Raw genomic sequence first — 22,017 nt, 5'->3', positions numbered from 1 at the left:
TGGAACTTTCTCATTAGATTGGGAAAGTTCTTTTGGAATTAAAGGAAGAGACATGAAAAAATACATTTTATTGAGAACCCTCCGTTCTCTATTGTCAATATTTGTCGTGACGGCCTTGACCTACACGATTATCTATACCATGGTGCCGAGGCGTCTGATTTTCAGACAGGACCCAAACTACAACAAGATTGCTAAGACAGCTGATTCTAAGGCTAACTATGAAAATACAATCTATGAACGTATGGGTTACATTGATTACTATGACACCAAGGAGTTGCAGGAGAAAGCTAGCTCCCTTGATAAGTCAGTAACCACTAAGCCAACAAAAGAAAATAAAGCTATTTACCAAAAATATGTGGATAGTTTAGGACATGGCTGGCGTTTGCATCAATTCAAGCAAAGTAAACAATTCTATGCAACACGTGATGTGCCAGTGCTTGAACGTGTGTTTGGCTTCTATACGCACCTCTTTGAATTTGACAATACTGGATGGGTTAAAGATAAAACAAATCCAAACTTGAAGCGTTACATCCGTATTGAAAATGATCCAGCTATCGGTTGGTCAGTTGTCGGTTCAGGAACTAAGCATAAATATTTGCTTTACTTTAACAGCCAGTTCCCATTTGTTCACCAAAACTTTGTGAAGATGAACCTTGGTACCTCTTACCCAACATATGCTGAGCAAGGTGTTCTTGATGTTATTACGCAAGGTCAAGGGCAAACACAAAGCTCTGAGGTCAACTTCCCTACTGGTAAGAAGGTATCTTCAGTAGATATCTACTCTCGTACTTATAAATCACCAAGTCAGGCTGATGCGAGAGATCGTTCTTACTATGGAAATGATCCATATACAGCTACCAAGAGTCGCTACCAATACCCATCAATGGTGACAAGTTCTGCTATTGCAGGTTTGATTGGTTTGGTCTTGTCTTATGCTTTGGCAATTCCATTGGGATCATACATGGCACGCTTTAAAAACACACTCTTTGATAGTGTATCAACAGGTGTCTTGACTTTCTTGCTTTCACTACCAACCATCGCCTTGGTTTATATCATTCGTTTGATTGGTTCTGAGATTGGTCTTCCAGATTCTTTCCCTATCTTGGGTGCAGGTGACTGGCGTTCATACGTCTTGCCATCTGTTATTCTCGGTCTCTTGTCAACACCAGGTCTTGCTATTTGGATTCGTCGTTACATGATTGACTTGCAATCACAGGACTTCGTTCGTTTTGCACGTGCCAAAGGGTTGTCAGAACAAGAAATTTCGAATAAACACATTTTCAAAAATGCTATGGTTTCCTTGGTTTCAGGAATCCCGGCATCTATCGTTAGTGTTATCACAGGGGCAACTTTGACAGAAACAATCTTTGCCTTCCCTGGTATGGGTAAAATGTTGATCGACTCTGTTCGTGCTTCAAATAACGCTATGGTTGTGGGTCTTGTATTTATTTTCACAGCTCTCACCATCTTCTCATTGCTTGTGGGTGATATCCTTATGACTATAATTGACCCACGTATCAAATTGACATCTAAAGGAGGTAAATAATGGCTTCAATTGATAAAAGTAAGTTCCAATTTGTAAAGCGCGATGATTTTGCCTCTGAAACAATTGATGCACCAGCTTATTCTTACTGGAAATCAGTGATGCGTCAATTCTTTAAAAAGAAATCAACAGTAGTAATGTTGGGGATCTTGATTGCCATCGTTTTGATGAGTTTTATCTATCCAATGTTCTCTAAATTTGACTTCAATGATGTCTCAAAAGTAAATGATTTCAGTTTGCGTTATGTACATCCAAATGCTCAATACTGGTTCGGTACTGACAGTAATGGTAAGTCCCTCTTTGATAGTGTTTGGTTTGGAGCTCGTAATTCTATCCTTATTGCTGTTATCGCTACCTTCCTTAACGTTGTCATTGGTTTGCTTGTAGGTGCTGTTTGGGGGATTTCTAAGACCTTCGATATGATTATGATGGAAATCTACAACATCATCTCAAATATTCCTGCCCTCCTTGTAGTTATCGTCTTGACTTACTCATTGGGTGCTGGTTTCTGGAATATGATCTTTGCCATGACTGTCACAGGTTGGATTGGTATTGCCTATACCATTCGTATTCAAATCATGCGTTACCGTGATTTGGAGTACAACTTGGCTTCTCGTACACTGGGAACGCCAACTGCTAAGATTGTGGTTAAAAACATCATGCCGCAACTTGTGTCAGTTATCGTAACTATGGCTAGTCAACTCTTGCCAGGATTTATCTCTTACGAAGCCTTCCTTTCATACTTTGGTTTGGGGCTTCCCGTTACGACGCCTAGTCTTGGTCGTTTGATTTCAGACTATGCACAGAACGTTACAGTCAATGCTTATCTCTTCTGGATTCCATTGACTACCTTGATCCTCGTTTCCCTTGCTCTCTTTATTGTCGGTCAAAACTTGGCGGATGCCAGCGACCCACGTACGCATAGATAGGAGTCCAATATGACAGAAAATAAAAATGTAATATTATCGGCTCGCGATATCGTCGTGGAATTTGACGTTCGTGACCGTGTTTTGACAGCCATTCGAGGAGTTTCCCTTGATTTGGTTGAAGGTGAAGTTTTAGCCTTGGTTGGTGAGTCTGGTTCAGGTAAATCAGTATTGACTAAGACTTTCACAGGGATGCTTGAAGAAAATGGTCGTGTAGCTAGCGGTTCTATTGATTATCGTGGCCAAGATTTGACCAAACTTAAGAGTCACCAAGATTGGGCACCTATTCGTGGGGCTAAGATTGCGACTATCTTCCAAGATCCGATGACCAGTCTTGACCCAATTAAGACTATCGGTAGCCAAATTGTTGAAGTTATTGTCAAACACCAAGGAAAATCAGCCAAAGAAGCTAAAAAAATGGCCATTGATTACATGGATAAGGTTGGTATTCCTGATGCTGAAAAACGTTTCAACGAATATCCTTTCCAATACTCTGGTGGGATGCGTCAACGTATCGTCATTGCCATTGCCTTGGCTTGTCGTCCTGATGTCCTTATCTGTGACGAGCCAACAACTGCCCTTGATGTGACCATTCAAGCTCAAATCATTGACCTTTTGAAATCACTCAAAGAGGAGTATGGTTTCTCAGTGATTTTCATTACCCATGACCTTGGTGTGGTAGCAAGTATCGCTGACAAGGTTGCTGTTATGTATGCTGGTGAAATCATCGAGTACGCAACGGTTGAGGAAATTTTCTATGAGCCTTGTCACCCATACACTTGGAGCTTGCTTTCAAGCTTGCCACAGTTGGCTGACGATAAGGGTGAGCTTTTCTCTATTCCAGGGACACCACCATCACTTTATACACCAGTTGTTGGAGATGCCTTTGCCTTGCGTTCAGACTATGCCATGCAAATTGACTTCGAGGAAAAAGCACCACAATTCCAAGTTTCAGATACTCACTGGGCTAAGACCTGGCTCTTACATGAGGATGCACCAAAAGTTGAAAAACCTGAGGTTATCCAAAATCTACATGAAAAAATCCGTACTAATATGGGATTTGCACATTTAGGAGATGAGGAGGAAGGCAATGCCTGAGAAGTTAGTTGAAGTAAAAGATGTGGAGATTTCCTTCGGTGAAGGAAGCAAGAAATTCGTTGCTGTCCACAATGCTAATTTTTTCATCAACAAGGGTGAAACCTTTTCCCTCGTTGGTGAGTCTGGTAGTGGTAAAACGACTATCGGTCGTGCCATTATTGGTCTGAATGATACAAGTAATGGTGAGATTATTTTTGACGGTAAGAAAATCAATGGGCACTTATCTCACTCTGAGAAAAACGACCTTATCCGTCGTATTCAGATGATTTTCCAAGACCCTGCGGCTAGTTTGAATGAACGTGCAACAGTTGATTATATCTTGTCTGAGGGCTTGCATAACTTCCATCTCTATAAGGATGAGGAAGATCGTAAAGCTAAAATCAAGGAAATCATCAAAGAAGTGGGACTTCTTGAGGAGCACTTGACACGTTACCCTCACGAATTTTCTGGAGGACAACGTCAACGTATCGGTATTGCGCGTTCCTTGGTTATGCAACCTGACTTGGTCATCGCTGACGAACCAATCTCAGCCCTTGACGTGTCAGTTCGTGCCCAAATTTTGAACCTGCTTAAGAAATTCCAAAAAGAGTTGGGATTGACCTACCTCTTTATCGCTCACGACTTGTCAGTGGTCCGTTTCATTTCTGACCGTATCGCTGTTATCTACAAGGGGACAATCGTGGAAGTTGCTGAGACAGAAGAACTCTACAACAATCCTATCCACCCTTACACCAAGTCACTCTTGTCTGCTGTTCCTATTCCAGATCCGATCTTGGAACGTAAGAAAGTCTTGAAGGTTTATGATCCAAACCAACACGACTATTCTGTTGATAAACCAGAAATGGTTGAAGTACGTCCAGGACACTTCGTTTGGGGTAACAAAGCCGAAATCGAGACTTATCGTAAAGAACAAAGTAAGTAAGTAAGTCTTTTCAATGCAAAAAAAACCGTGTTCCAAAAGGAACACGGTTTTTCTTTAGTCCAAATTTAAGCGTTTGGTCATGATATAGTAGGTACCAAAGTAACTTGCCGCGATGAGAATGAGAGACTGAACTAGACTAATGATATATGACGAGTTATTAATTGCAGTATATGTTGCATCTCCGGTCAAGGCTGCACCGAGTCCAAAGAAGAAACCAATAAAGAATAGGATAGCCTGAATGGCGAAAAAGGCGACAAATCCCATAAGAACTTTGTTAGTGTTGAAGAGGTTTCCGATACTAATACAGAGGTAATAGAAAAGGATACCAGCAATCATTGACAAGATTGTAGAAGGGATGAAGAGGTAGAAAGCGCCTATCTCTTTTAGGATCTGGCCAAAGTAGCTGGTAGCTAGGAGGATATCTTTCATATCAAGGCAGAAAGCAGCTATAATTCCAATCGAAAGGAGTATAACGAGTGATGAAATGATATCTAAAATAAAGGCTACCAAGAGTTTAGACAAGATTAATTGGTGAGCAGAAACTGGGAGCGTATTGGTTAGATAGCCTTCTCTTCCAAAGACAGTCTTTGCAAAGCGTCTAATAATAAGGACTATTGTCGCTATATAAATAGTTCCCCAAACAATAATAGTGGCAAAAACCATCAGTGTGAAGAAAGCAAAAAAGAGTAGACTAGGTTCTTGGTGGCTCTGTTCAGTTACAAAAATAAATTTTTGAAGCATTAAACCTAAGGGGATAGAGAGTAGGATGGCAATACCATAGATGCCGAGATACCATTTACGGACCGATTGTAATTCATACTTAACTAATTTCCAAAACATGCTCATACCTCCTAGTTGTGGAACATCTCTCTAAAGAGTTTGTCGATAGATTTGCCATGGGCTTGACGAATATTATCAGCATCACCCTGAAGTTCAATCTGACCGTATTTTAAGAAGACAACTTCATCTAGGACAGATTCAATGTCTGCAATCAAATGGGTTGAAATGATAACAGAAGCATCTTCAGAGTATTGGTTGATGATGGTTTTAAGGATGTAGTCACGTGATGCAGGATCGACACCACCGATAGGTTCATCGAGGAGATAGAGTTTAGCCTCACGACTCATAACCAAAATCAACTGAACTTTTTCTTTGTTACCTTTTGAAAGGTCTTTAAGGCGTAAATCAGGCTGGAGCTTTAAATCCTGCAAGAGTTGCAAGGCAAGAGGATAGCGGAAGTCAGCATAGAAATCTTGGAAGAAGTCCAAGTAGTATTGGATAGTCTTACTTTCATCTAAATAAGTTGTATCAGGTAGATATGCTACTTGAGCTTTGGTGATAGGTGATGGCTGAAATCCATTAATGGTTACTAAACCAGAAGTGGGTTGGAGGAGGCCATTCAAAATCTTGATGAGAGTTGTTTTACCACTACCGTTTGGTCCTAAGAGACCAATGATTTTACCAGACGGGATGGACATGGTCACATCTCTAAGGGCTGGAATACCATTATAGGTCTTGGTGAGATTTGTTAGAGTTACAATATCAGTCATCGGTCTATAAGTCCTTTCCTGTTTGTTGGATGTAGTCAGTAATAATGGCTTTGATTTCAGGTGAGCTAAAACCAATGGCTGCCATCTCAGTGACAAAGTTTTTCATGAGACTTTGGGCAATCTCGTGTCGTTTTTGATCAATAAGTTTTTCATCTTCAGTAACAAAGCGACCAGAGGTACGGGCAGAATAGACCAGCCCCTCTTTTTCAAGTTCTTGGAAGGCTCTTTGTACGGTGTTGGGATTGACCCCGGCTTCCTGAGCAAATTCCCTTACAGGTAGGAGTTGTTGTCCCATACTCAATTCCTTGGAAGCTATCTTCAGTTTGACGCGATAGGCGATTTGGAGATAGATTGGCGATTTTTCATCAAATGTCCAAGCCATAAGAGACTCCTTTCTAAAAGTATAATAGGATTATTTTTGTACTACCGTAATGATACAACTAAAACACTGAATTTGCAAGTAAAATGCCATATTTTCTCTAATTTCTTTGGCTTTTCCCAAACTTATATTCCTATTTTTGGTACAATAGGGGCAAGTATATTCGACCTGAAGGGAGATTATTTTGAAAATTTTAGCAACAGATATGGATGGTACCTTTCTAGACCATCTTGGTGCCTATGACAAAGCACGTTTGGATAACCTTTTGGATGCTTGTGAAGCTAAAGATTACGTTTTTACCGTAGCTTCTGGCCGAGCCCTCTTGGCTTTGGAAGAGCTTTTTGATGGGTTTGTGGACCGCATTGCGATTATTGCGGAAAATGGGGCCTTGGTTCAGTACAAGGGTGAAGTCTTGTTTGAGTCCAAACTAGACCCTAAGGATTATTTGGAAATTGCAGATACAACCCTAGCTTTGCCAACTTGTGAGGGAATTCTTTTGTCGGGACGTCGAGGTGCCTATGCACCAAACGATGCAGATCCAGCCTATCTTAAGGCCATGGAACGTTACTATGAAAATGTTATGGCAACGGACCTTGAAGCGGTGACAGATGATATTTTCAAGGTAACTGCTAAGTTCCAAGGAGATACCATCATGGAACGTGGTGACTACCTCAACACGATTTTTGAGGATATGACAGCTGTGACAACTGGCTTTGATTCTATGGATATCATCCTTAAAGGTGTGGACAAGGGCTTTGGTCTTTACCATCTTTGCCAAGAGTTGGGGCGCCAGGCTTCAGATGTTGTAGCCTTTGGTGATAATCTCAATGATATGGAGATGTTGACCTTCGCGGGGCGTGCGGTTGCTACGGAAAATGCGCGTGATGAGATTAAGGCAGTAGCAGATGAGGTGATTGGTCACCATAAAGATGGTGCAGTCTTTGACTACATGGAAGGATTGGTGGGCTCAGATGTCTGAGATTAAATTACTAGCCTTGGACCTAGATGGGACCCTCTTTACTAAGGATAAGCAAGTAACAGCTGAAAATAGAGCTGCTTTGAAGGCGGCAGAAGCTAAGGGAGTTCATGTGGTCATTACGACTGGTCGTCCTCTGCCAGCTATTACTCATATCTTGGAAGATTTGGGCTTGTTAGATGATAAGCACTATAGTGTGACCTTCAATGGTGGCTTGGTTCAGCGTAATAATGGGGATATCCTCATAAAGAAAGAGATGAGTCGAGAAGATTTAAAGCAGATTTATGCTGTCTTTGAACCTCTAGGGCTCCCTATGGATGTTATCAGTGATGGCATTGTCTATGGTGTGCCAAGTAAAGGCAATCATTCTCTCTATCGTCAGGCTAATCCTACCTTGACCTTCGTCGATGTGGAGAGTATTGATGACATTCCTGAAAATATCGTCTATAATAAGGTAGTTACGGTCTGTGAGGAAGCATTTTTGGATGCCCAAATTCAAAAACTACCTAAACAGCTATACCAGAATTTTGAAGTTTTTAAGTCTCGTGAGATTATCCTTGAGGTCATGCCCAAAGGAGTTCATAAAGCTGTAGGCTTGAAACTTTTGTCTGATTATCTTGCCCTTGATAAAAGTCAGGTAATGGCTATGGGAGACGAGGAAAATGACTTGACCATGTTGGAGTGGGCTGGTCTAGGTGTGGCTATGGCAAATGCTGTTCCTAAGGTAAAGGCTGTTGCCAAGGCAGTAACGACAAAAACTAATGAGGAATCTGGAGTGGCTGAGGCCATCTACAAGTATATTCTAGAGAAATAAGGAGAACCAAATGGGTCTATTTGATCGATTATTTGGACAAGAGGAAAACCAGTCACAGGAGACTGTAGCAAATCAAGAAATTTCAGAAACTGAGGCCCTTGATAATCAAGACTTGTCAACAAGTGAAGGGACAAGTGAAAGTCAAGCAGAACAGCTCAGTGAGTCAGAGACTCAAGTAGAAGAGATTTTGTCTACAGAATCTGTTGAAGAAAGCGAATCTACTGTAACAGAAGAAAGTGAAGTAGCGTCTGATGAGGACCTATCTGTTGATGATCAGGCGTCAAGTGAAGCAGAGGGTGTATCAGAGTCAGAAGAAAGCCAAGTCGCTGTGGATAACCACTTCGCAGATGTTATGGCTGATTACTATGCTAAAAAGGCTCAGGTAGCTGCTGCTGCAGAAAAAGGTGAAACGGTTACTTTTGAGGCTGTTCAAACCCGTAAAGTTGAGGAAAAAACTGAAGAAGTTCAGGCCTCAAAAACTGAAACAGAACAAGAGAAATACAATCGTACCCTTAAGAAGACGCGTACAGGGTTTGCTGCTCGCTTGAATGAATTCTTTGCGAATTTCCGTCGTGTTGATGAGGAGTTCTTCGAAGAATTGGAAGAAATGCTGATTCTTTCCGATGTTGGGGTTAATGTTGCAACGCAATTAACGGAAGACTTGCGCTATGAAGCCCGCCTTGAAAATGTCAAAAAGACTGAAGATTTGCAACGCTTGATTATCGAAAAACTTGTGGACATCTACGAGAAGGATGATGTCTACAAGGAGCAGATTAATTTCCAAGATGGTTTGACAGTCATGCTTTTCGTTGGTGTCAACGGGGTTGGTAAGACAACGTCTATCGGTAAGTTGGCGCATAAATACAAACAAGAAGGCAAAAAGGTTATGTTGGTAGCTGCTGATACCTTCCGTGCGGGAGCTGTCGCTCAGTTGGTTGAGTGGGGGCGTCGTGTTGATGTGCCAGTAGTGACTGGTGCTGAGAAGGCTGACCCAGCTTCAGTGGTCTTTGACGGTATGGAAAAGGCCCTTGCTGAAGGAGTTGACGTCCTTATGATTGATACTGCGGGACGTTTGCAAAATAAAGACAATCTTATGGCAGAGCTTGAAAAGATTGGTCGTATTATCAAACGTGTGGTTCCAGAAGCACCTCATGAAACCCTCTTGGCCTTGGATGCCTCAACAGGTCAAAATGCCCTTAGTCAGGCTAAGGAATTTTCAAAAATCACACCTCTTACAGGCCTTGTCTTGACTAAGTTGGATGGTAGTGCCAAGGGTGGTGTGGTTCTAGCCATTCGCCAAGAGTTGGATATTCCAGTGAAGTTAATTGGTTTTGGTGAGAAAATTGATGATATTGGTGAGTTCCATTCAGAAGAATTCATGCAAGGTCTCTTGACTGGTTTGGTTTAAAAGAGTGTTTAAAAAGAGTGAGTACTGGGAAAAGGAATTCACTCTTTTTAATGGTGTCCTCACCTTGAAAAAAGTCACTTTTATTGGTAAAATGGTAAGGAAAAACGCATGCTCTGAAAAGTGAGCTGTAACTTAATCACTGAACAACCCCTAAGCCATAAAAAGAGATGATTGCTTTCTCTTTTTTAAGGTGAGTCATAAGAAGATTTTTAATCTTAGTTTAAGGAGAAGACATGTCTGAACGTGGACTTTTGATTGTTTTTTCAGGGCCTTCTGGTGTCGGAAAAGGAACTGTTCGTCAGGAGATTTTTTCAACACCTGACCATAAATTTGAATACTCAGTGTCAATGACCACACGTGCCCAGCGTCCTGGTGAAGTTGATGGAAAGGATTATTTCTTCCGTTCACGTGAGGAATTTGAAGAGCTTATTCGTAATGGTCAAATGTTGGAATATGCTGAGTATGTAGGTAACTACTACGGAACACCTTTAACTTATGTCAATGAAACCTTGGATAAAGGTATTGATGTTTTCCTTGAAATCGAGGTTCAAGGTGCCCTTCAGGTTAAGAAAAAGGTTCCAGATGCTGTCTTCATCTTTTTGACGCCACCAGATTTGAACGAGCTTCAAGAACGTTTGGTTGGTCGTGGAACAGATTCTGAGGAAGTTATTGCTCAACGTATCGAGCGTGCGCGTGAAGAAATTGCTCTCATGAGCGAATACGATTATGCCATTGTTAATGACGAAGTGCCTTTGGCTGCTGAACGTGTCAAACGTGTTATTGAAGCAGAACACTTCCGTGTTGACCGTGTGATTGGCCGCTATCGTAATATGATTTCAGAAAAGAAATTATCAGATAAATAAATTAGAAATAGGTATAGAATTATGATGTTGAAACCCTCTATTGACAAACTTTTGGATAAAGTGCCTTCAAAATATTCATTGGTTATTTTGCAAGCGAAACGCGCCCATGAATTGGCCGCTGGTGCTGAACCAACTCAAGAGTTTACATCAGTAAAACCAACCCTTCAAGCTCTTGAAGAAATTGAAACTGGTAATGTGACTATTCACCCAGATCCAGAATCTAAACGTGAATTGGCACGTTTGAAAGTGATTCAAGCACGTCTTGCTGCTGAGGAAGAAGAACGTAAAATCAAAGAACAAATCGCTAAAGAAAAAGAAGAAGGCGATAAAATCTAAAATCAAAGTCATGCTTTGGTTTATGAGGAGAGGGGAGCTGAGGCATAGTGTCTCAGCTTCCTTCTTTATGATGATAATCAAGAGCTCAGCTTTTCTTGAGCTTGAAAGATACTGGTCTTAAGGAAGTGACAGGAGGAAATTTATGGTTTTAGTAGCACAAATTATTGTAGACGTTCCTCTGATGCAGACGGATAGGCCTTATAGTTACCTTATCCCTGAAGCCATGCAAGGTCAAATTGCCATTGGTATGCGAGTGCATGTACCTTTCGGTAAAGGAAATCGTCTATTGCAAGGCTTTGTTATTGGCTTCGAGGAGCAGGAGGATTTAAGAGACTTTCCTGAATTAAAACCTATTGCTGAGCTTTTAGATTATGAGCCAGTCCTTAATCAGGATCAACTAGACTTGGCTGATCAGATGCGACATACGGTCTTTTCCTATAAGATTTCCATCTTGAAGTCAATGCTACCTGGTCTCCTTAATTCTCAGTACGATAAGGTTATCATGGCGACTGATAAACTAGGTGAAGAAGATAAACAGACTTTTCTTCAGGGGCAGGATCATGTTCTTTTCTCGCAGTTGTCAGAGGAGCAGCGTCAAGCCATTCCTCGTCTGGTCCAGTCTGGGCGTGTAACGGTTGATTACCTTGCTAAGGATAAGCAGAACATTAAGACTGAGAAGCACTATAGTGTTCAAAAGGGCACTCTTGAGACTTTGGCAATTTCACAACGGGCTAAGAGACGTTTGGAGATGCGTGATTTCTTGCTCGAGAAGAGTGAGCCAGGGAAGGTGGCAGACCTCCACAAGCTTTTTTCACGAGATGTGGTTAAGTTTTTCATTGAAGCTGGTGCCTTGGTCATCACAGAAGTTGAGGTCAATCGTGCCGACAGCTACTTTGAAAAGGTAGAGAAGACGGATTTTCTTGAACTTAATGCTCAACAAGCGCATGCGGTTGAAGAAATGACGCGCCAAATCAGACAAGGTGGTAAACCTTTCTTGTTGGAAGGGGTGACGGGATCTGGTAAGACCGAGGTTTATTTGCATCTTATCGAGAGGACCTTGGCCATGGGGAAAACGGCCATTGTCTTGGTTCCAGAGATTTCCCTGACACCGCAAATGACTAATCGTTTCATTTCACGTTTTGGTGACTTGGTGGCAATCATGCATTCAGGCTTGTCAGATGGTGAGAAATTTGACGAGTGGCGTAAGGTTAGATCTGGCCAAGCAAAGGTTGTGGTTGGTGCACGTTCGGCTATCTTTGCTCCCTTGGAAAATATTGGGGCCATCATCATTGATGAGGAACATGAAGCGACTTATAAACAGGAGTCTAACCCTCGCTACCATGCTAGAGATGTGGCCTTGCTTAGGGCTAAGAGTCATGGAGCCGTGCTTGTCCTTGGTTCAGCAACACCATCTATTGAGACACGGGCGAGAGCTCAGAAAGGGGTTTACCATTTTCTTGAGTTGACGCAAAGGGCCAATCCGAATGCCAAAATTCCGCAGGTGGAAGTGGTGGACTTCAAGGACTATGTGGGCCGTCAAGAGGCGAGTGATTTTACGCCACCGCTCCTGGAAAAAATCAGAGAACGTTTGGCCCATAAGGAACAAGTCGTTTTGATGTTGAACCGTCGTGGCTATTCCTCTTTTGTCATGTGTCGTGATTGTGGCTATGTGGATGATTGTCCCAACTGTGATATTTCATTGACCTTGCACATGGATACTAAGACCATGAATTGCCACTATTGTGATTTTCAAAAAGCAATACCACATGTCTGCCCTAACTGTCAGAGTCGTCAGATTCGCTATTATGGGACTGGGACACAGAAGGCTTATGACCAATTGACGGAACTTTTGCCAGAAGCCAAAGTGATTCGTATGGATGTTGATACGACACGTAAGAAAGGGGCTCACGAGAAACTCTTGGAGGCCTTTGGAAGTGGCAAGGCCGATATTTTGCTCGGAACCCAGATGATTGCCAAGGGCTTGGATTTTCCAAATGTTACCTTGGTAGGGGTCTTGAATGCAGATACGTCGCTAAATTTACCAGATTTTCGTTCGGCTGAGCGTACCTTTCAACTCTTGACTCAGGTGGCTGGTCGTGCTGGTCGTGCGGATAAGGAAGGGGAAGTTATTATTCAAACCTATAATCCTAGTCATTATGCCATTCGTTTTGCACAGCAACAGGATTATGAAGGTTTCTACGCCTATGAAATGGGGATTCGACGTCAGTTGGCCTATCCGCCTTATTTCTATACGGTAGGAATTACGCTTTCTCACAAGGATGAAGAGTTTGTAGTTCGCAAGAGCTATGAGGTTATGGCTTATTTAAGAGAGCACCTGTCAGACAAGGTGACCTTCCTAGGGCCTACGCCTAAGCCAATTGCCCGAACACATAACCTTTATCACTATCAGATTATTATCAAATACCGTTTTGAGGATAACTTGGAAGAAACACTTAATAGGGTCCTTGACATGACTCAGGAACCTGAAAACAAGGACCTGCGTTTGATTATTGATCACGAACCTCAGAATTTTACCTAATCTAGAAAAGGAAGAATATGACAAAATTAGTATTTATGGGAACGCCTGCCTTTTCAGCGACAGTGCTGGAAGGACTTTTGACCGATGAGCGTTATGATATTGTCGCTGTGGTGACGCAACCAGACCGAGCTGTCGGCCGTAAAAAAGAAATTCGCATGACACCGGTCAAGGAAGTTGCCTTGGCACATGACTTGCCAATTTATCAACCTGAAAAGTTATCAGGTTCTGAGGAAATGGCACAACTTATGTCACTTGGTGCTGATGGTATTGTTACTGCGGCTTATGGACAATTCTTGCCAAGCAAGTTGCTTGATAGCATGGATTTTGCAGTGAATGTCCACGCTTCACTCCTGCCAAAATACCGTGGTGGAGCACCTATCCATTATGCCATTATCAATGGTGATGCAGAAGCGGGTGTGACGATTATGGAAATGGTCAAGGAAATGGATGCTGGTGACATGGTTAGCCAAAAGGCCTTGCCAATTCTTGACGAGGATAATGTTGGTACCATGTTTGAAAAATTGGCAGTCTTGGGTCGTGACCTCTTGCTTGAAACCTTGCCTGCCTATATCGCTGGAGAAATCAAACCTGTTCCTCAAGATGCCAGTCAGGTAACATTTTCGCCAAATATTAGTCCAGAAGAGGAGCGCCTTGATTGGAATAAGCCGGCTCGTGACATCTTCAATCAAATCCGTGGTATGTACCCATGGCCTGTAGCACATACCTTGCTTGATGGTAAACGTTTCAAAATTTATGAAGCAGATTTGGCAGAAGGCCAAGGACAGGCTGGTCATGTCATTGAAAAGACCAAGAAGAGTTTGGTAGTTGCGACTGGTCAAGGAGCCATTTCGCTTAAGACAGTTCAACCTGCAGGAAAACCTCGTATGGCTATTGCTGATTTCCTTAATGGGGTCGGACGCAATCTTGAAGTAGGTGATGCATTTGGCCAATGATTGGAAAAAAACTGCTCGTGGACAGGCACTTGAAGTCTTAGAAGAAGTCTTTCAGGAAGGGGCTTACTCAAATATTGCTCTCAATGTACATCTGAGCAAGTCGCAGCTGACAGATAAGGACAAGGCCTTGGTGACGGAAATTGTCTATGGGACCGTGGCTCGTAAGATTACTTTGGAGTGGATTCTAGCCCATGTCATTGAGGACCGTGATAAGCTTGAACCTTGGGTTTATGACTTATTACTTTTGAGCCTTTATCAGTTGGCCTATTTAGATAAGATTCCAGCCCATGCGGTGGTTAATGATGCCGTTTCTATTGCCAAAAATCGTGGCAATAAAAAGGGTGCTGAGAAGCTGGTAAATGCGGTTCTTCGTAAACTATCTAGCCACCCTTTGCCAGATCCAAGCCAGATTAAACGTGTCAATAAACGCTATTCTGTTCAGTATTCTCTACCTGTATGGTTGGTTAAAAAACTTATCGACCAGTATGGAGAAGCCCGTGCCCTTGCTATTTTCCAAAGCCTCTTTGTGAGAAATAAGGCTAGTGTGCGTGTAACGGATGCGTCACGTTTGGAAGAGATAGCGGAGACCACTGGGGCTGAGCGTTCAGTCCTATCACCAGTCGGGCTTGTTAAGTCTTCAGGTTACTTTGCTGGGACAGATTATTTTAAAGAGGGCTTATTGACCATTCAGGATGAGACCAGTCAACTGGTTGCACCAACTTTAGGGATTCAAGGCGAGGAAGAAATCCTGGATGCCTGTGCGGCACCTGGTGGTAAGACGGTTCATATGGCCTCTTATTTGACGAGTGGACATGTGACGGCGCTTGACCTCTATGATCATAAGCTTGCCCTTATCGAAGAAAATGCACAACGTCTTGGCCTAGCTGATAAGGTTAAGACACAGAAACTAGATGCAAGTAAGGTACATCAAGTCTTTCCGGCTGATAGTTTTGACAAGATTTTAGTGGATGCTCCTTGTTCAGGGATTGGACTCATTCGTCGGAAACCCGACATCAAATATAACAAGGATCTCCAAGACTTTGAGTCCCTTAAGGCTGTACAGTTGGATATCCTATCCAGCGTTTGTCAAACCCTACGAAAAGGTGGTATAATAACATATAGTACTTGCACCATCATAGCAGAAGAAAATCAAGAGGTGATTCAAGCCTTTCTTGAGAGCCATCCTGATTTTGAGCAAGTTGCCTTAGACCATCTATGTAAGGACATCGTGGTCAATGGCTGTTTGGCAATTACCCCCGAACAGTATTTAACTGATGGTTTTTTCATCGCACAGTTGCGTAAAAAAGCTTAGGGTTACAGAGGAGGAAATGCTGACGCAAGTCAGAAAGAAAACTATGGAAATATCATTATTAACGGACATTGGCCAAAAACGGTCAAATAACCAGGATTTTGTTAATAAGTTTGTCAACCAAGCTGGTGTTACCCTTGTCGTTGTTGCAGATGGAATGGGTGGACACCGTGCTGGAAATATTGCCAGTGAGATGTCAGTGACTGACCTTGGTCGTGACTGGATTAACACTGATTTTCGTGAGTTGAGTCAAATTCGTGATTGGATGATTGCTGCCATTGATGCAGAAAATCGTAAAATCTATGAACTTGGCCAAAACGAAGAATATAAGGGAATGGGAACAACTATTGAGGTTCTTGCCTTTGTTGATAACGCTGTGATTTTTGCTCATGTTGGAGATTCACGTATTGCCCTTATCCGTAATGGTGAGTATAAGCAATTGACGAATGACCACTCTTTGGTCAATGCTCTGATTAAGGCTGGTCAATTGACAAAAGAGGAAGCAGCTGTTCATCCACAACGTAATATTATTACACAATCTGTAGGGCAGGCCGCTCCAATTGAAGCTGATCTTGGTGTCCAACAATTGGAACCAGGAGACTATATTCTGGCTAATTCAGACGGCCTAACTAACATGATTTCAACCGAACAGATTGTTCATATTGTTAACAGTCCTGGTTTCCTTGAAGAAAAAACCAGTCGTCTAGTAGCCGCTGCTAATGAGGCAGGTGGTCTTGACAATATTACCGTTGCCCTCGTTAAAGTAGAAAGTGAGGAAGGATAATGATCCAAGTTGGCAAATTGTTTGCTGGACGTTATCGAATCCTTAAAGCTATCGGACGTGGTGGTATGGCGGATGTTTATCTGGCTAATGACCTGATCTTGGATAATGAGAAAGTGGCCATTAAGGTGCTTCGTACTAATTATCAAACCGATCAGGTAGCTGTGGCACGTTTCCAGCGTGAAGCACGTGCCATGGCAGAACTCAGTCATCCCAATATCGTTGCAATCCGAGACATTGGCGAAGAAGACGGCCAGCAGTTCTTGGTGATGGAGTACGTGGATGGTTCGGACTTGAAGAAATATATTCAAGACCATGCGCCACTTTCTAACCAAGATGTTGTGCGTATTATGGGAGAGATTCTTTCTGCCATGACTCTTGCCCATCAAAAGGGTATTATCCACCGTGACCTTAAGCCACAAAACGTTCTTTTAACTAAAGACGGTAGGGCCAAAGTTACAGACTTCGGGATTGCGGTTGCCTTTGCAGAGACTAGTTTGACTCAAACCAATTCTATGTTGGGTTCTGTCCACTACCTCTCACCAGAGCAGGCGCGTGGATCTAAAGCAACTATCCAAAGTGATATCTATGCTATGGGTATCATGCTCTTTGAAATGTTGACAGGGCGTATTCCATATGATGGTGATAGTGCAGTTACCATCGCTCTTCAGCATTTCCAAAAACCATTACCATCAATCTTGGCTGAGAATCATAATGTTCCTCAGGCATTGGAAAATGTGGTTATTCGAGCGACAGCTAAAAAGCTTGAAAATCGTTATAACAGTACTTTGGAAATGAGCCGAGATTTAGTAACTAGCTTATATCCTAGCCATAGCCGTGATGCTAAGGTAGTCTTTGATGACATGACGGATACTAAGACTTTGCCTAAGGTTACTCCAGTTCCGTCAGTAAGCTCTGAGAAAAAGGCAACTGCCAAGTCATCAGAGTCAAAACAAGCTGTAAGTAAGCAACCAAGGAAAAATTCAACACTAGCTAAGAATAAAAAGAAGAAAAAAAAGAAAAGCTTTTTCTCGACATCACTCAAGGTATTCCTGGGGTTGGTCTTTATCGGGATTATCATTTTTGCCTATTTGGTATTTACCAACCCTGATAGTACTCAGGTGCCTAACGTGGTCGGTCAAGAGTTGTCCACAGCTCAGACTAAAATTGAGGGTGCTGGATTTAAGGTAGGAGAAGTTAAGGAAATGGAAGATGACTCTGTCGATACAGGCAAGGTCGTAAAGACTGATCCTACAGCTGGAACCACACGAAAAGAAGGATCAAGTATTGATATCTATGTTTCTTCTGGTAGTAAAGGTTTCGCTTTGAAAGACTACAAGGGTAAAAACTATAAGGATGCCATTGAGGATTTAACTTCGAATTATGGCGTTTCTGAGGACCAAATTGATATTCAGCATGTCGAAGACGACAGTGCTGAAGAGGGAGAAATCCTATCTCAAAGTCCAGGTAAAAACAAGTCTTTCAATCCTAAGGATAGTAAGGCCAAGATTAAGTTCCGTGTGGCAACTCCTAAGACAGTTACCATGCCTGATGTGACTGGTTTGACGGTTTCAACAGCGGTTCAAACTTTGAATCGTAAGAGTATCTCAAGTAGTAGCATCGAGTATCATGACTATAATACTGGTGCTAAGTTAGACAAGGATAAGGTTCCTAGCAGCACAGAGGTCCTTTATCAAGATCCACAAGCTGGTATAAGCGTTGATGGTACAGTGATTCTCTATGTTTCGGTTGCAACAGCAAGTTCAAGCCTACAGTCAAGCTCAAGCAGTACGACACATTCGTCATCGACGAGCTCAAGTACTGAAAGCACAAGCTCTAGTACTGAAACACCGACAGAGGCTACTCACACAGACCAACAATAGTTTTTAATAATTGAGACATAAAAAAGAGAGGTTATTCAATCTCTCTTTTTTCTTATCTAGAGTTCTGTCGATAGCTTAAAAAGCCTGCTTGCCAGGGGTCAGAGATTCTTTTATAATGAAGACATCACATATAGGAGAGACGCTATGAGAAACCGTAGAAAACTGAGAAGGTATATCATTACCTACGATATCGTCATGACGGTCCTGGCCCTGATTTCCATTGGCTTGGTTATCTTTGATTTAGTTGGCTTAATTCCAATTGGAAGGCGACCTTTCAGAGTGATAGATCAGTCTATAACGCTCATCTTTGCCATTGATTATGCGATTCGTTTCTCCCTGGCACCTCGTAAGCGAATTTTTGTTAAAACGCATGTCTTGGACTTGTTGGCTATTATTCCCTACAATGAAGTCTTTACCTTCCTTCGTTTTTCAAGGGTGGGACGCTTTGCTCGTTTGGCCAAACTCTCACGCTTAATTGGTTTGAGTAGCAAGCTCAAGCACATTTCCAATCGCATTAATCGAAGAAATGGCTTTTATTTTCTACTTTCGGTTAATAGTATTATCATCCTTATCAGTAGTGCCGTTATTGCTCGGGTAGAGCACCATAATTTTATAGATGCTATTTGGTGGTCTGTAGCAACGGTTACTACGGTAGGTTATGGCGATATCGTTCCTCGAACATTGGTAGGTAAGGCAGTTGCTGTTATTCTCATGTTTAGTGGGATTGCCACTCTGGGCTTGTTAACAAGCTCTCTCAATAATATTTTTGTGCGTTCAGGTCGTCAGACTGAACGAAAATTAGCTGAGATTGAGAAGGAGTTGGCAGAGCAGCGTGTCATACTGGAGGAAATCAGAAGTACGGTGCAACTCATAAATAGTAAAATGGACGAAACTGACGATTAAGATTTTTGAATGAAAGACAGTGTTTCCTATAATGGAGGCACTTTTTTTCATTCTGCTGCCCCTTTTCTATCTTGTCTAGTCTGTGCTCAAACTGGGTCTTTTTGTCAATTGCCTTAAAATTTGATAGAATGAAGCCTGTATACTTTTATTTGAGAGGTCCTTATGACCAAATTTAATTTTTTCTTAGTGGTGGAAGCCCTGCTTTTGACTCTGGGTCTGATCACCATCTTTAATAATGATATTACCAGTTTTATTTTCATTCTGGTCTTGACCTTGTTGGCCGTTCGCTTTTTTAACAAGGAGTCCAAGAGTGACTTTGTCTTGACCATCAGTTTGATCTCACTTTTTCTGGTTTCCATGTGGAATATCTATGTGGTACTTGCTATCCTAGTGGGTGTGGCCTATGTCATGATAAACCATTTCTCACAGGTTAAGAAAAAGAATCGCTATGCCCTCATTCAATTCAAAGAAGATAATTTGAATCCTCGGGCTGTCCGAAATCAGTGGATTGGGACTCGTATGGAACCTGTCAGTGATCGTTATGACTTTGATGATATCAATATCATCCGTTTCTTTGGGACAGATGTGATTGATTTGACTCAGGTTATTGTTTCGGGGCGAGATAATGTCGTGATTTTGCAGAAACTGTATGGACCGACGACTATCTTGGTACCAATTGATGTTTCCGTTAAACTCAACATATCGGCAATCTATAGCTCTGTCACCTTCTTTAATGAAGATGAATACGACCTCCGTTATGAAAGCTTGACCTTGCAGGGGGCGGAGTATGAGCATGCTCATCGGACGGTTAAATTGATTCTCAATGTGGGAGCTGGACCAGTGGAGGTACGTCGCAAATGAAGAAACAGTACCTATTTTTAATCCTGATTTACTCGGTTGTTGTTTTGGTTGGAGTTACTCTTGTAGTGATGGATAGCTTTAACCTCAACTTTTCACTGGTTTTCGGCAATCTGTCTCAGGCCTTCCACTTCCTTTTTAACATGGTTTTTGTGGTTCTGAGTTTGCTCATTTTGCTTTATATTCTTTGGGCCATTGCCAATGATAACAGTATGCGTTCAGTCAATCAGGATTTGCGCCGCATTATCAATAATCAACCAGTCAAACGTCAGGGAGATATTGAGTTAGACAAGAATATGATGCGCTTGTCTCATAAGATGCGTAAATTGACTAAGGATTTGCAGAAAACTGAGAATGCCCAAGCTCTACAAAGTCGTGATATTATCAAGAAGGAGAGAGGTCGTATTGCTCGGGACCTTCACGATACCGTTAGTCAGGAACTTTTTGCGGCTAGTATGATCTTATCTGGTGTATCTCAGATGGCGGATCAGCTAAGTAAGGAAGATTTGCATAATCAAATCCAGGCGGTTGAGGCTATGCTGACGGACGCTCAAAATGATATGCGTGTCTTGCTTTTGCATCTTCGCCCGACAGAGCTTGAGAACAAGACCTTGCAAGAAGGCTTGCAGATGATCCTTAAGGAATTAACCGATAAATCCAATATCCATGTCGTCTACAAGGATATGGTTAAGAAAGTGCCCAAGCGTATTGAAAATAATCTCTTTAGGATTGCCCAAGAGTTTATCTCTAATACCCTTAAACACGCCAAGGCTAGCCAGATAGAGGTTTATCTCTATCAAAATAGTCAGGAAATTCAATTGAAAATGTTGGATAATGGTGTTGGTTATGATTTAAATGCGTCGACTGACGAGATGAGTTATGGCCTGAAAAATATCCAAGAGCGAGTCGATGAAATGGCAGGAACTGTGCAGTTCCTATCTGCTAAAGGTAAGGGGACGTCTATTGATGTCCGTGTGCCGATATTAAGAGGAGAAGACAATGTCGAATAAGATTAATGTGATTTTGGTCGATGACCATGAGATGGTCCGTTTGGGCCTTAAGAGTTTCTTGAATCTCCAAGGAGATGTAGAAGTAGTTGGGGAGGCAGGGAATGGTCGAGAGGGTGTCGATCTTGCCTTGGAACTGCGTCCGGATGTCGTCGTTATGGACCTTGTTATGCCTGAATTGGATGGTGTTCAAGCGACTTTGGAATTGCTCAAAGAATGGCCTGAAGCCAAGATTTTGGTTTTGACTAGCTATTTGGACAATGAAAAAATTTATCCAGTCATTGAAGCTGGTGCTAAAGGCTATATGCTTAAAACCAGCAGTGCGGCAGAGATTCTTAATAGTATCCGTAAGGTTTACCGTGGTGAAGAAGCTATCGAAACTGAGGTGGACAATAAGATTAAATACCATGATAGCCATCCGGACCTACACGATGACTTGACGGCACGTGAACGTGATATCTTGGCCCTTTTGGCTAAGGGGTATGACAATCAAACTATTGCTAATGAGCTATTTATTTCATTGAAAACCGTTAAAACTCACGTGTCTAATATCCTTGGAAAACTCAATGTTGATGACCGTACTCAGGCAGTCGTTTATGCCTTTAGACATCATTTGGTTTCGCAGGATGATGAATAAAGCTATCAACTAAGCTTGTTATCTAGGGGCTAGAGAGGGTTCTCATAACTCTTAACCTTAACTCGGATTTTGCGAGTCAAATTCTTTGACTTTATTTCTAGCAAAACATATAATTAAACCATCCTAAAACTTTTCTTTTTTCATATGAGGTTGAAGCGACCTCATATCATCTATCTAAGTTCGCTTAGATGATGAAATCTCCTAACTCCTAGCAATCGGTATTTCCGGTTGCTTTTTTTGAAAAAAGTTTAAAAAAGTGTTGACAGCCTACTAGTTTTTCTGTAGAATAATAAGAGTCTTTTGGGGTATAGCCAAGCGGTAAGGCAAGGGAC

At 42.0% G+C, this 22,017-nt stretch carries 21 protein-coding genes; 18 read left to right on the top strand and 3 right to left on the bottom strand.

Translation table 11 applies throughout. The features are described from left to right. Positions 1–52 precede the first annotated feature (52 nt). From HMPREF2697_RS05085 to HMPREF2697_RS05070, 4 genes are read left to right on the top strand one after another with little or no spacing between them, the layout of a single operon-like run. Complete coding sequence (locus tag HMPREF2697_RS05085) at positions 53–1,546, top strand: ABC transporter permease (protein ID WP_070849825.1); 1,494 nt, start codon at positions 53–55, stop codon at positions 1,544–1,546. After that, positions 1,546–2,472: an oligopeptide ABC transporter permease OppC gene (oppC, locus tag HMPREF2697_RS05080; RefSeq protein ID WP_002886846.1), complete on the top strand. Its 927-nt coding sequence runs from the start codon at positions 1,546–1,548 to the stop codon at positions 2,470–2,472. Before HMPREF2697_RS05085 ends, oppC begins: the two co-directional genes overlap by 1 nt. 9 nt (positions 2,473–2,481) lie before the next feature. Then, positions 2,482–3,567, top strand: coding sequence for an ABC transporter ATP-binding protein (locus HMPREF2697_RS05075; protein WP_013990226.1), 1,086 nt, complete (start codon positions 2,482–2,484; stop codon positions 3,565–3,567). Beyond that, positions 3,560–4,489, top strand: a complete 930-nt coding sequence (locus HMPREF2697_RS05070) for an ATP-binding cassette domain-containing protein (RefSeq protein WP_014634820.1) — start codon at positions 3,560–3,562, stop codon at positions 4,487–4,489. Before HMPREF2697_RS05075 ends, HMPREF2697_RS05070 begins: the two co-directional genes overlap by 8 nt. Positions 4,490–4,543: 54 nt before the next feature. On the opposite strand, the gene HMPREF2697_RS05065 is transcribed toward HMPREF2697_RS05070, so the two are convergent. The 3 genes from HMPREF2697_RS05065 to HMPREF2697_RS05055 are packed head-to-tail and all read right to left on the bottom strand — an operon-like array spanning position 4,544 to position 6,421. Continuing rightward, complete coding sequence (locus HMPREF2697_RS05065; protein ID WP_045772228.1) at positions 4,544–5,329, bottom strand: hypothetical protein; 786 nt, start codon at positions 5,327–5,329, stop codon at positions 4,544–4,546. A gap of 11 nt (positions 5,330–5,340) precedes the next feature. Continuing rightward, on the bottom strand, positions 5,341–6,039 hold the full coding sequence (locus HMPREF2697_RS05060; protein ID WP_002884466.1) for an ABC transporter ATP-binding protein: 699 nt from the start codon (positions 6,037–6,039) through the stop codon (positions 5,341–5,343). A gap of 4 nt (positions 6,040–6,043) precedes the next feature. Further along, complete coding sequence (locus tag HMPREF2697_RS05055; RefSeq protein WP_045772229.1) at positions 6,044–6,421, bottom strand: GntR family transcriptional regulator; 378 nt, start codon at positions 6,419–6,421, stop codon at positions 6,044–6,046. Positions 6,422–6,602: 181 nt separating this feature from the next. Here HMPREF2697_RS05055 and HMPREF2697_RS05050 point away from each other — a divergent pair, with 181 nt between their 5' ends. From HMPREF2697_RS05050 to HMPREF2697_RS04985, 14 genes are all read left to right on the top strand, one after another. After that, complete coding sequence (locus HMPREF2697_RS05050; RefSeq protein ID WP_013990229.1) at positions 6,603–7,397, top strand: HAD-IIB family hydrolase; 795 nt, start codon at positions 6,603–6,605, stop codon at positions 7,395–7,397. Then, the gene (locus tag HMPREF2697_RS05045) at positions 7,390–8,208 is read left to right on the top strand and encodes a Cof-type HAD-IIB family hydrolase (RefSeq protein ID WP_070849823.1); all 819 of its coding nucleotides are present in this window, start codon (positions 7,390–7,392) and stop codon (positions 8,206–8,208) included. The genes HMPREF2697_RS05050 and HMPREF2697_RS05045 overlap by 8 nt, the downstream gene beginning before the upstream one ends. Before the next feature lie 10 nt (positions 8,209–8,218). Continuing rightward, positions 8,219–9,616, top strand: a complete 1,398-nt coding sequence (gene ftsY, locus HMPREF2697_RS05040) for a signal recognition particle-docking protein FtsY (RefSeq protein ID WP_070849821.1) — start codon at positions 8,219–8,221, stop codon at positions 9,614–9,616. 233 nt (positions 9,617–9,849) lie between these two features. Beyond that, positions 9,850–10,479: a guanylate kinase gene (gmk, locus tag HMPREF2697_RS05035; protein WP_002884259.1), complete on the top strand. Its 630-nt coding sequence runs from the start codon at positions 9,850–9,852 to the stop codon at positions 10,477–10,479. 21 nt (positions 10,480–10,500) lie between these two features. Beyond that, positions 10,501–10,815, top strand: a complete 315-nt coding sequence (gene rpoZ, locus HMPREF2697_RS05030; RefSeq protein ID WP_013990232.1) for a DNA-directed RNA polymerase subunit omega — start codon at positions 10,501–10,503, stop codon at positions 10,813–10,815. A 142-nt stretch (positions 10,816–10,957) separates the two neighbouring features. Continuing rightward, on the top strand, positions 10,958–13,354 hold the full coding sequence (locus tag HMPREF2697_RS05025; protein ID WP_070849818.1) for a primosomal protein N': 2,397 nt from the start codon (positions 10,958–10,960) through the stop codon (positions 13,352–13,354). A 17-nt stretch (positions 13,355–13,371) separates the two neighbouring features. Then, the gene (fmt, locus tag HMPREF2697_RS05020) at positions 13,372–14,307 is read left to right on the top strand and encodes a methionyl-tRNA formyltransferase (RefSeq protein ID WP_070849816.1); all 936 of its coding nucleotides are present in this window, start codon (positions 13,372–13,374) and stop codon (positions 14,305–14,307) included. Further along, on the top strand, positions 14,297–15,619 hold the full coding sequence (gene rsmB, locus HMPREF2697_RS05015) for a 16S rRNA (cytosine(967)-C(5))-methyltransferase RsmB (protein WP_045002041.1): 1,323 nt from the start codon (positions 14,297–14,299) through the stop codon (positions 15,617–15,619). The genes fmt and rsmB overlap by 11 nt, the downstream gene beginning before the upstream one ends. Before the next feature lie 43 nt (positions 15,620–15,662). Further along, on the top strand, positions 15,663–16,400 hold the full coding sequence (locus HMPREF2697_RS05010; protein WP_002886859.1) for a Stp1/IreP family PP2C-type Ser/Thr phosphatase: 738 nt from the start codon (positions 15,663–15,665) through the stop codon (positions 16,398–16,400). Further along, positions 16,400–18,280: a Stk1 family PASTA domain-containing Ser/Thr kinase gene (pknB, locus tag HMPREF2697_RS05005; protein WP_045768525.1), complete on the top strand. Its 1,881-nt coding sequence runs from the start codon at positions 16,400–16,402 to the stop codon at positions 18,278–18,280. Before HMPREF2697_RS05010 ends, pknB begins: the two co-directional genes overlap by 1 nt. Before the next feature lie 144 nt (positions 18,281–18,424). Continuing rightward, positions 18,425–19,183, top strand: coding sequence for a potassium channel family protein (locus HMPREF2697_RS05000; protein ID WP_045768526.1), 759 nt, complete (start codon positions 18,425–18,427; stop codon positions 19,181–19,183). A gap of 162 nt (positions 19,184–19,345) precedes the next feature. Continuing rightward, positions 19,346–20,044: a cell wall-active antibiotics response protein LiaF gene (liaF, locus tag HMPREF2697_RS04995; protein ID WP_002886862.1), complete on the top strand. Its 699-nt coding sequence runs from the start codon at positions 19,346–19,348 to the stop codon at positions 20,042–20,044. After that, positions 20,041–21,051 (top strand): envelope stress sensor histidine kinase LiaS, encoded by a 1,011-nt coding sequence (locus HMPREF2697_RS04990; RefSeq protein ID WP_013990239.1) that lies wholly within the window; start codon positions 20,041–20,043, stop codon positions 21,049–21,051. The genes liaF and HMPREF2697_RS04990 overlap by 4 nt, the downstream gene beginning before the upstream one ends. Beyond that, positions 21,041–21,685 (top strand): response regulator transcription factor, encoded by a 645-nt coding sequence (locus tag HMPREF2697_RS04985; RefSeq protein ID WP_002884791.1) that lies wholly within the window; start codon positions 21,041–21,043, stop codon positions 21,683–21,685. Before HMPREF2697_RS04990 ends, HMPREF2697_RS04985 begins: the two co-directional genes overlap by 11 nt. The last annotated feature ends 332 nt before the right edge of the window (positions 21,686–22,017 follow it).

The sequence above is a fragment of the Streptococcus sp. HMSC064D12 genome (assembly GCF_001837205.1).
GTDB lineage: Bacteria > Bacillota > Bacilli > Lactobacillales > Streptococcaceae > Streptococcus > Streptococcus salivarius_D.
The sequence above is the reverse complement of the archived record's forward strand: the minus strand, read 5'-3'. Positions and strand labels throughout refer to the sequence as shown.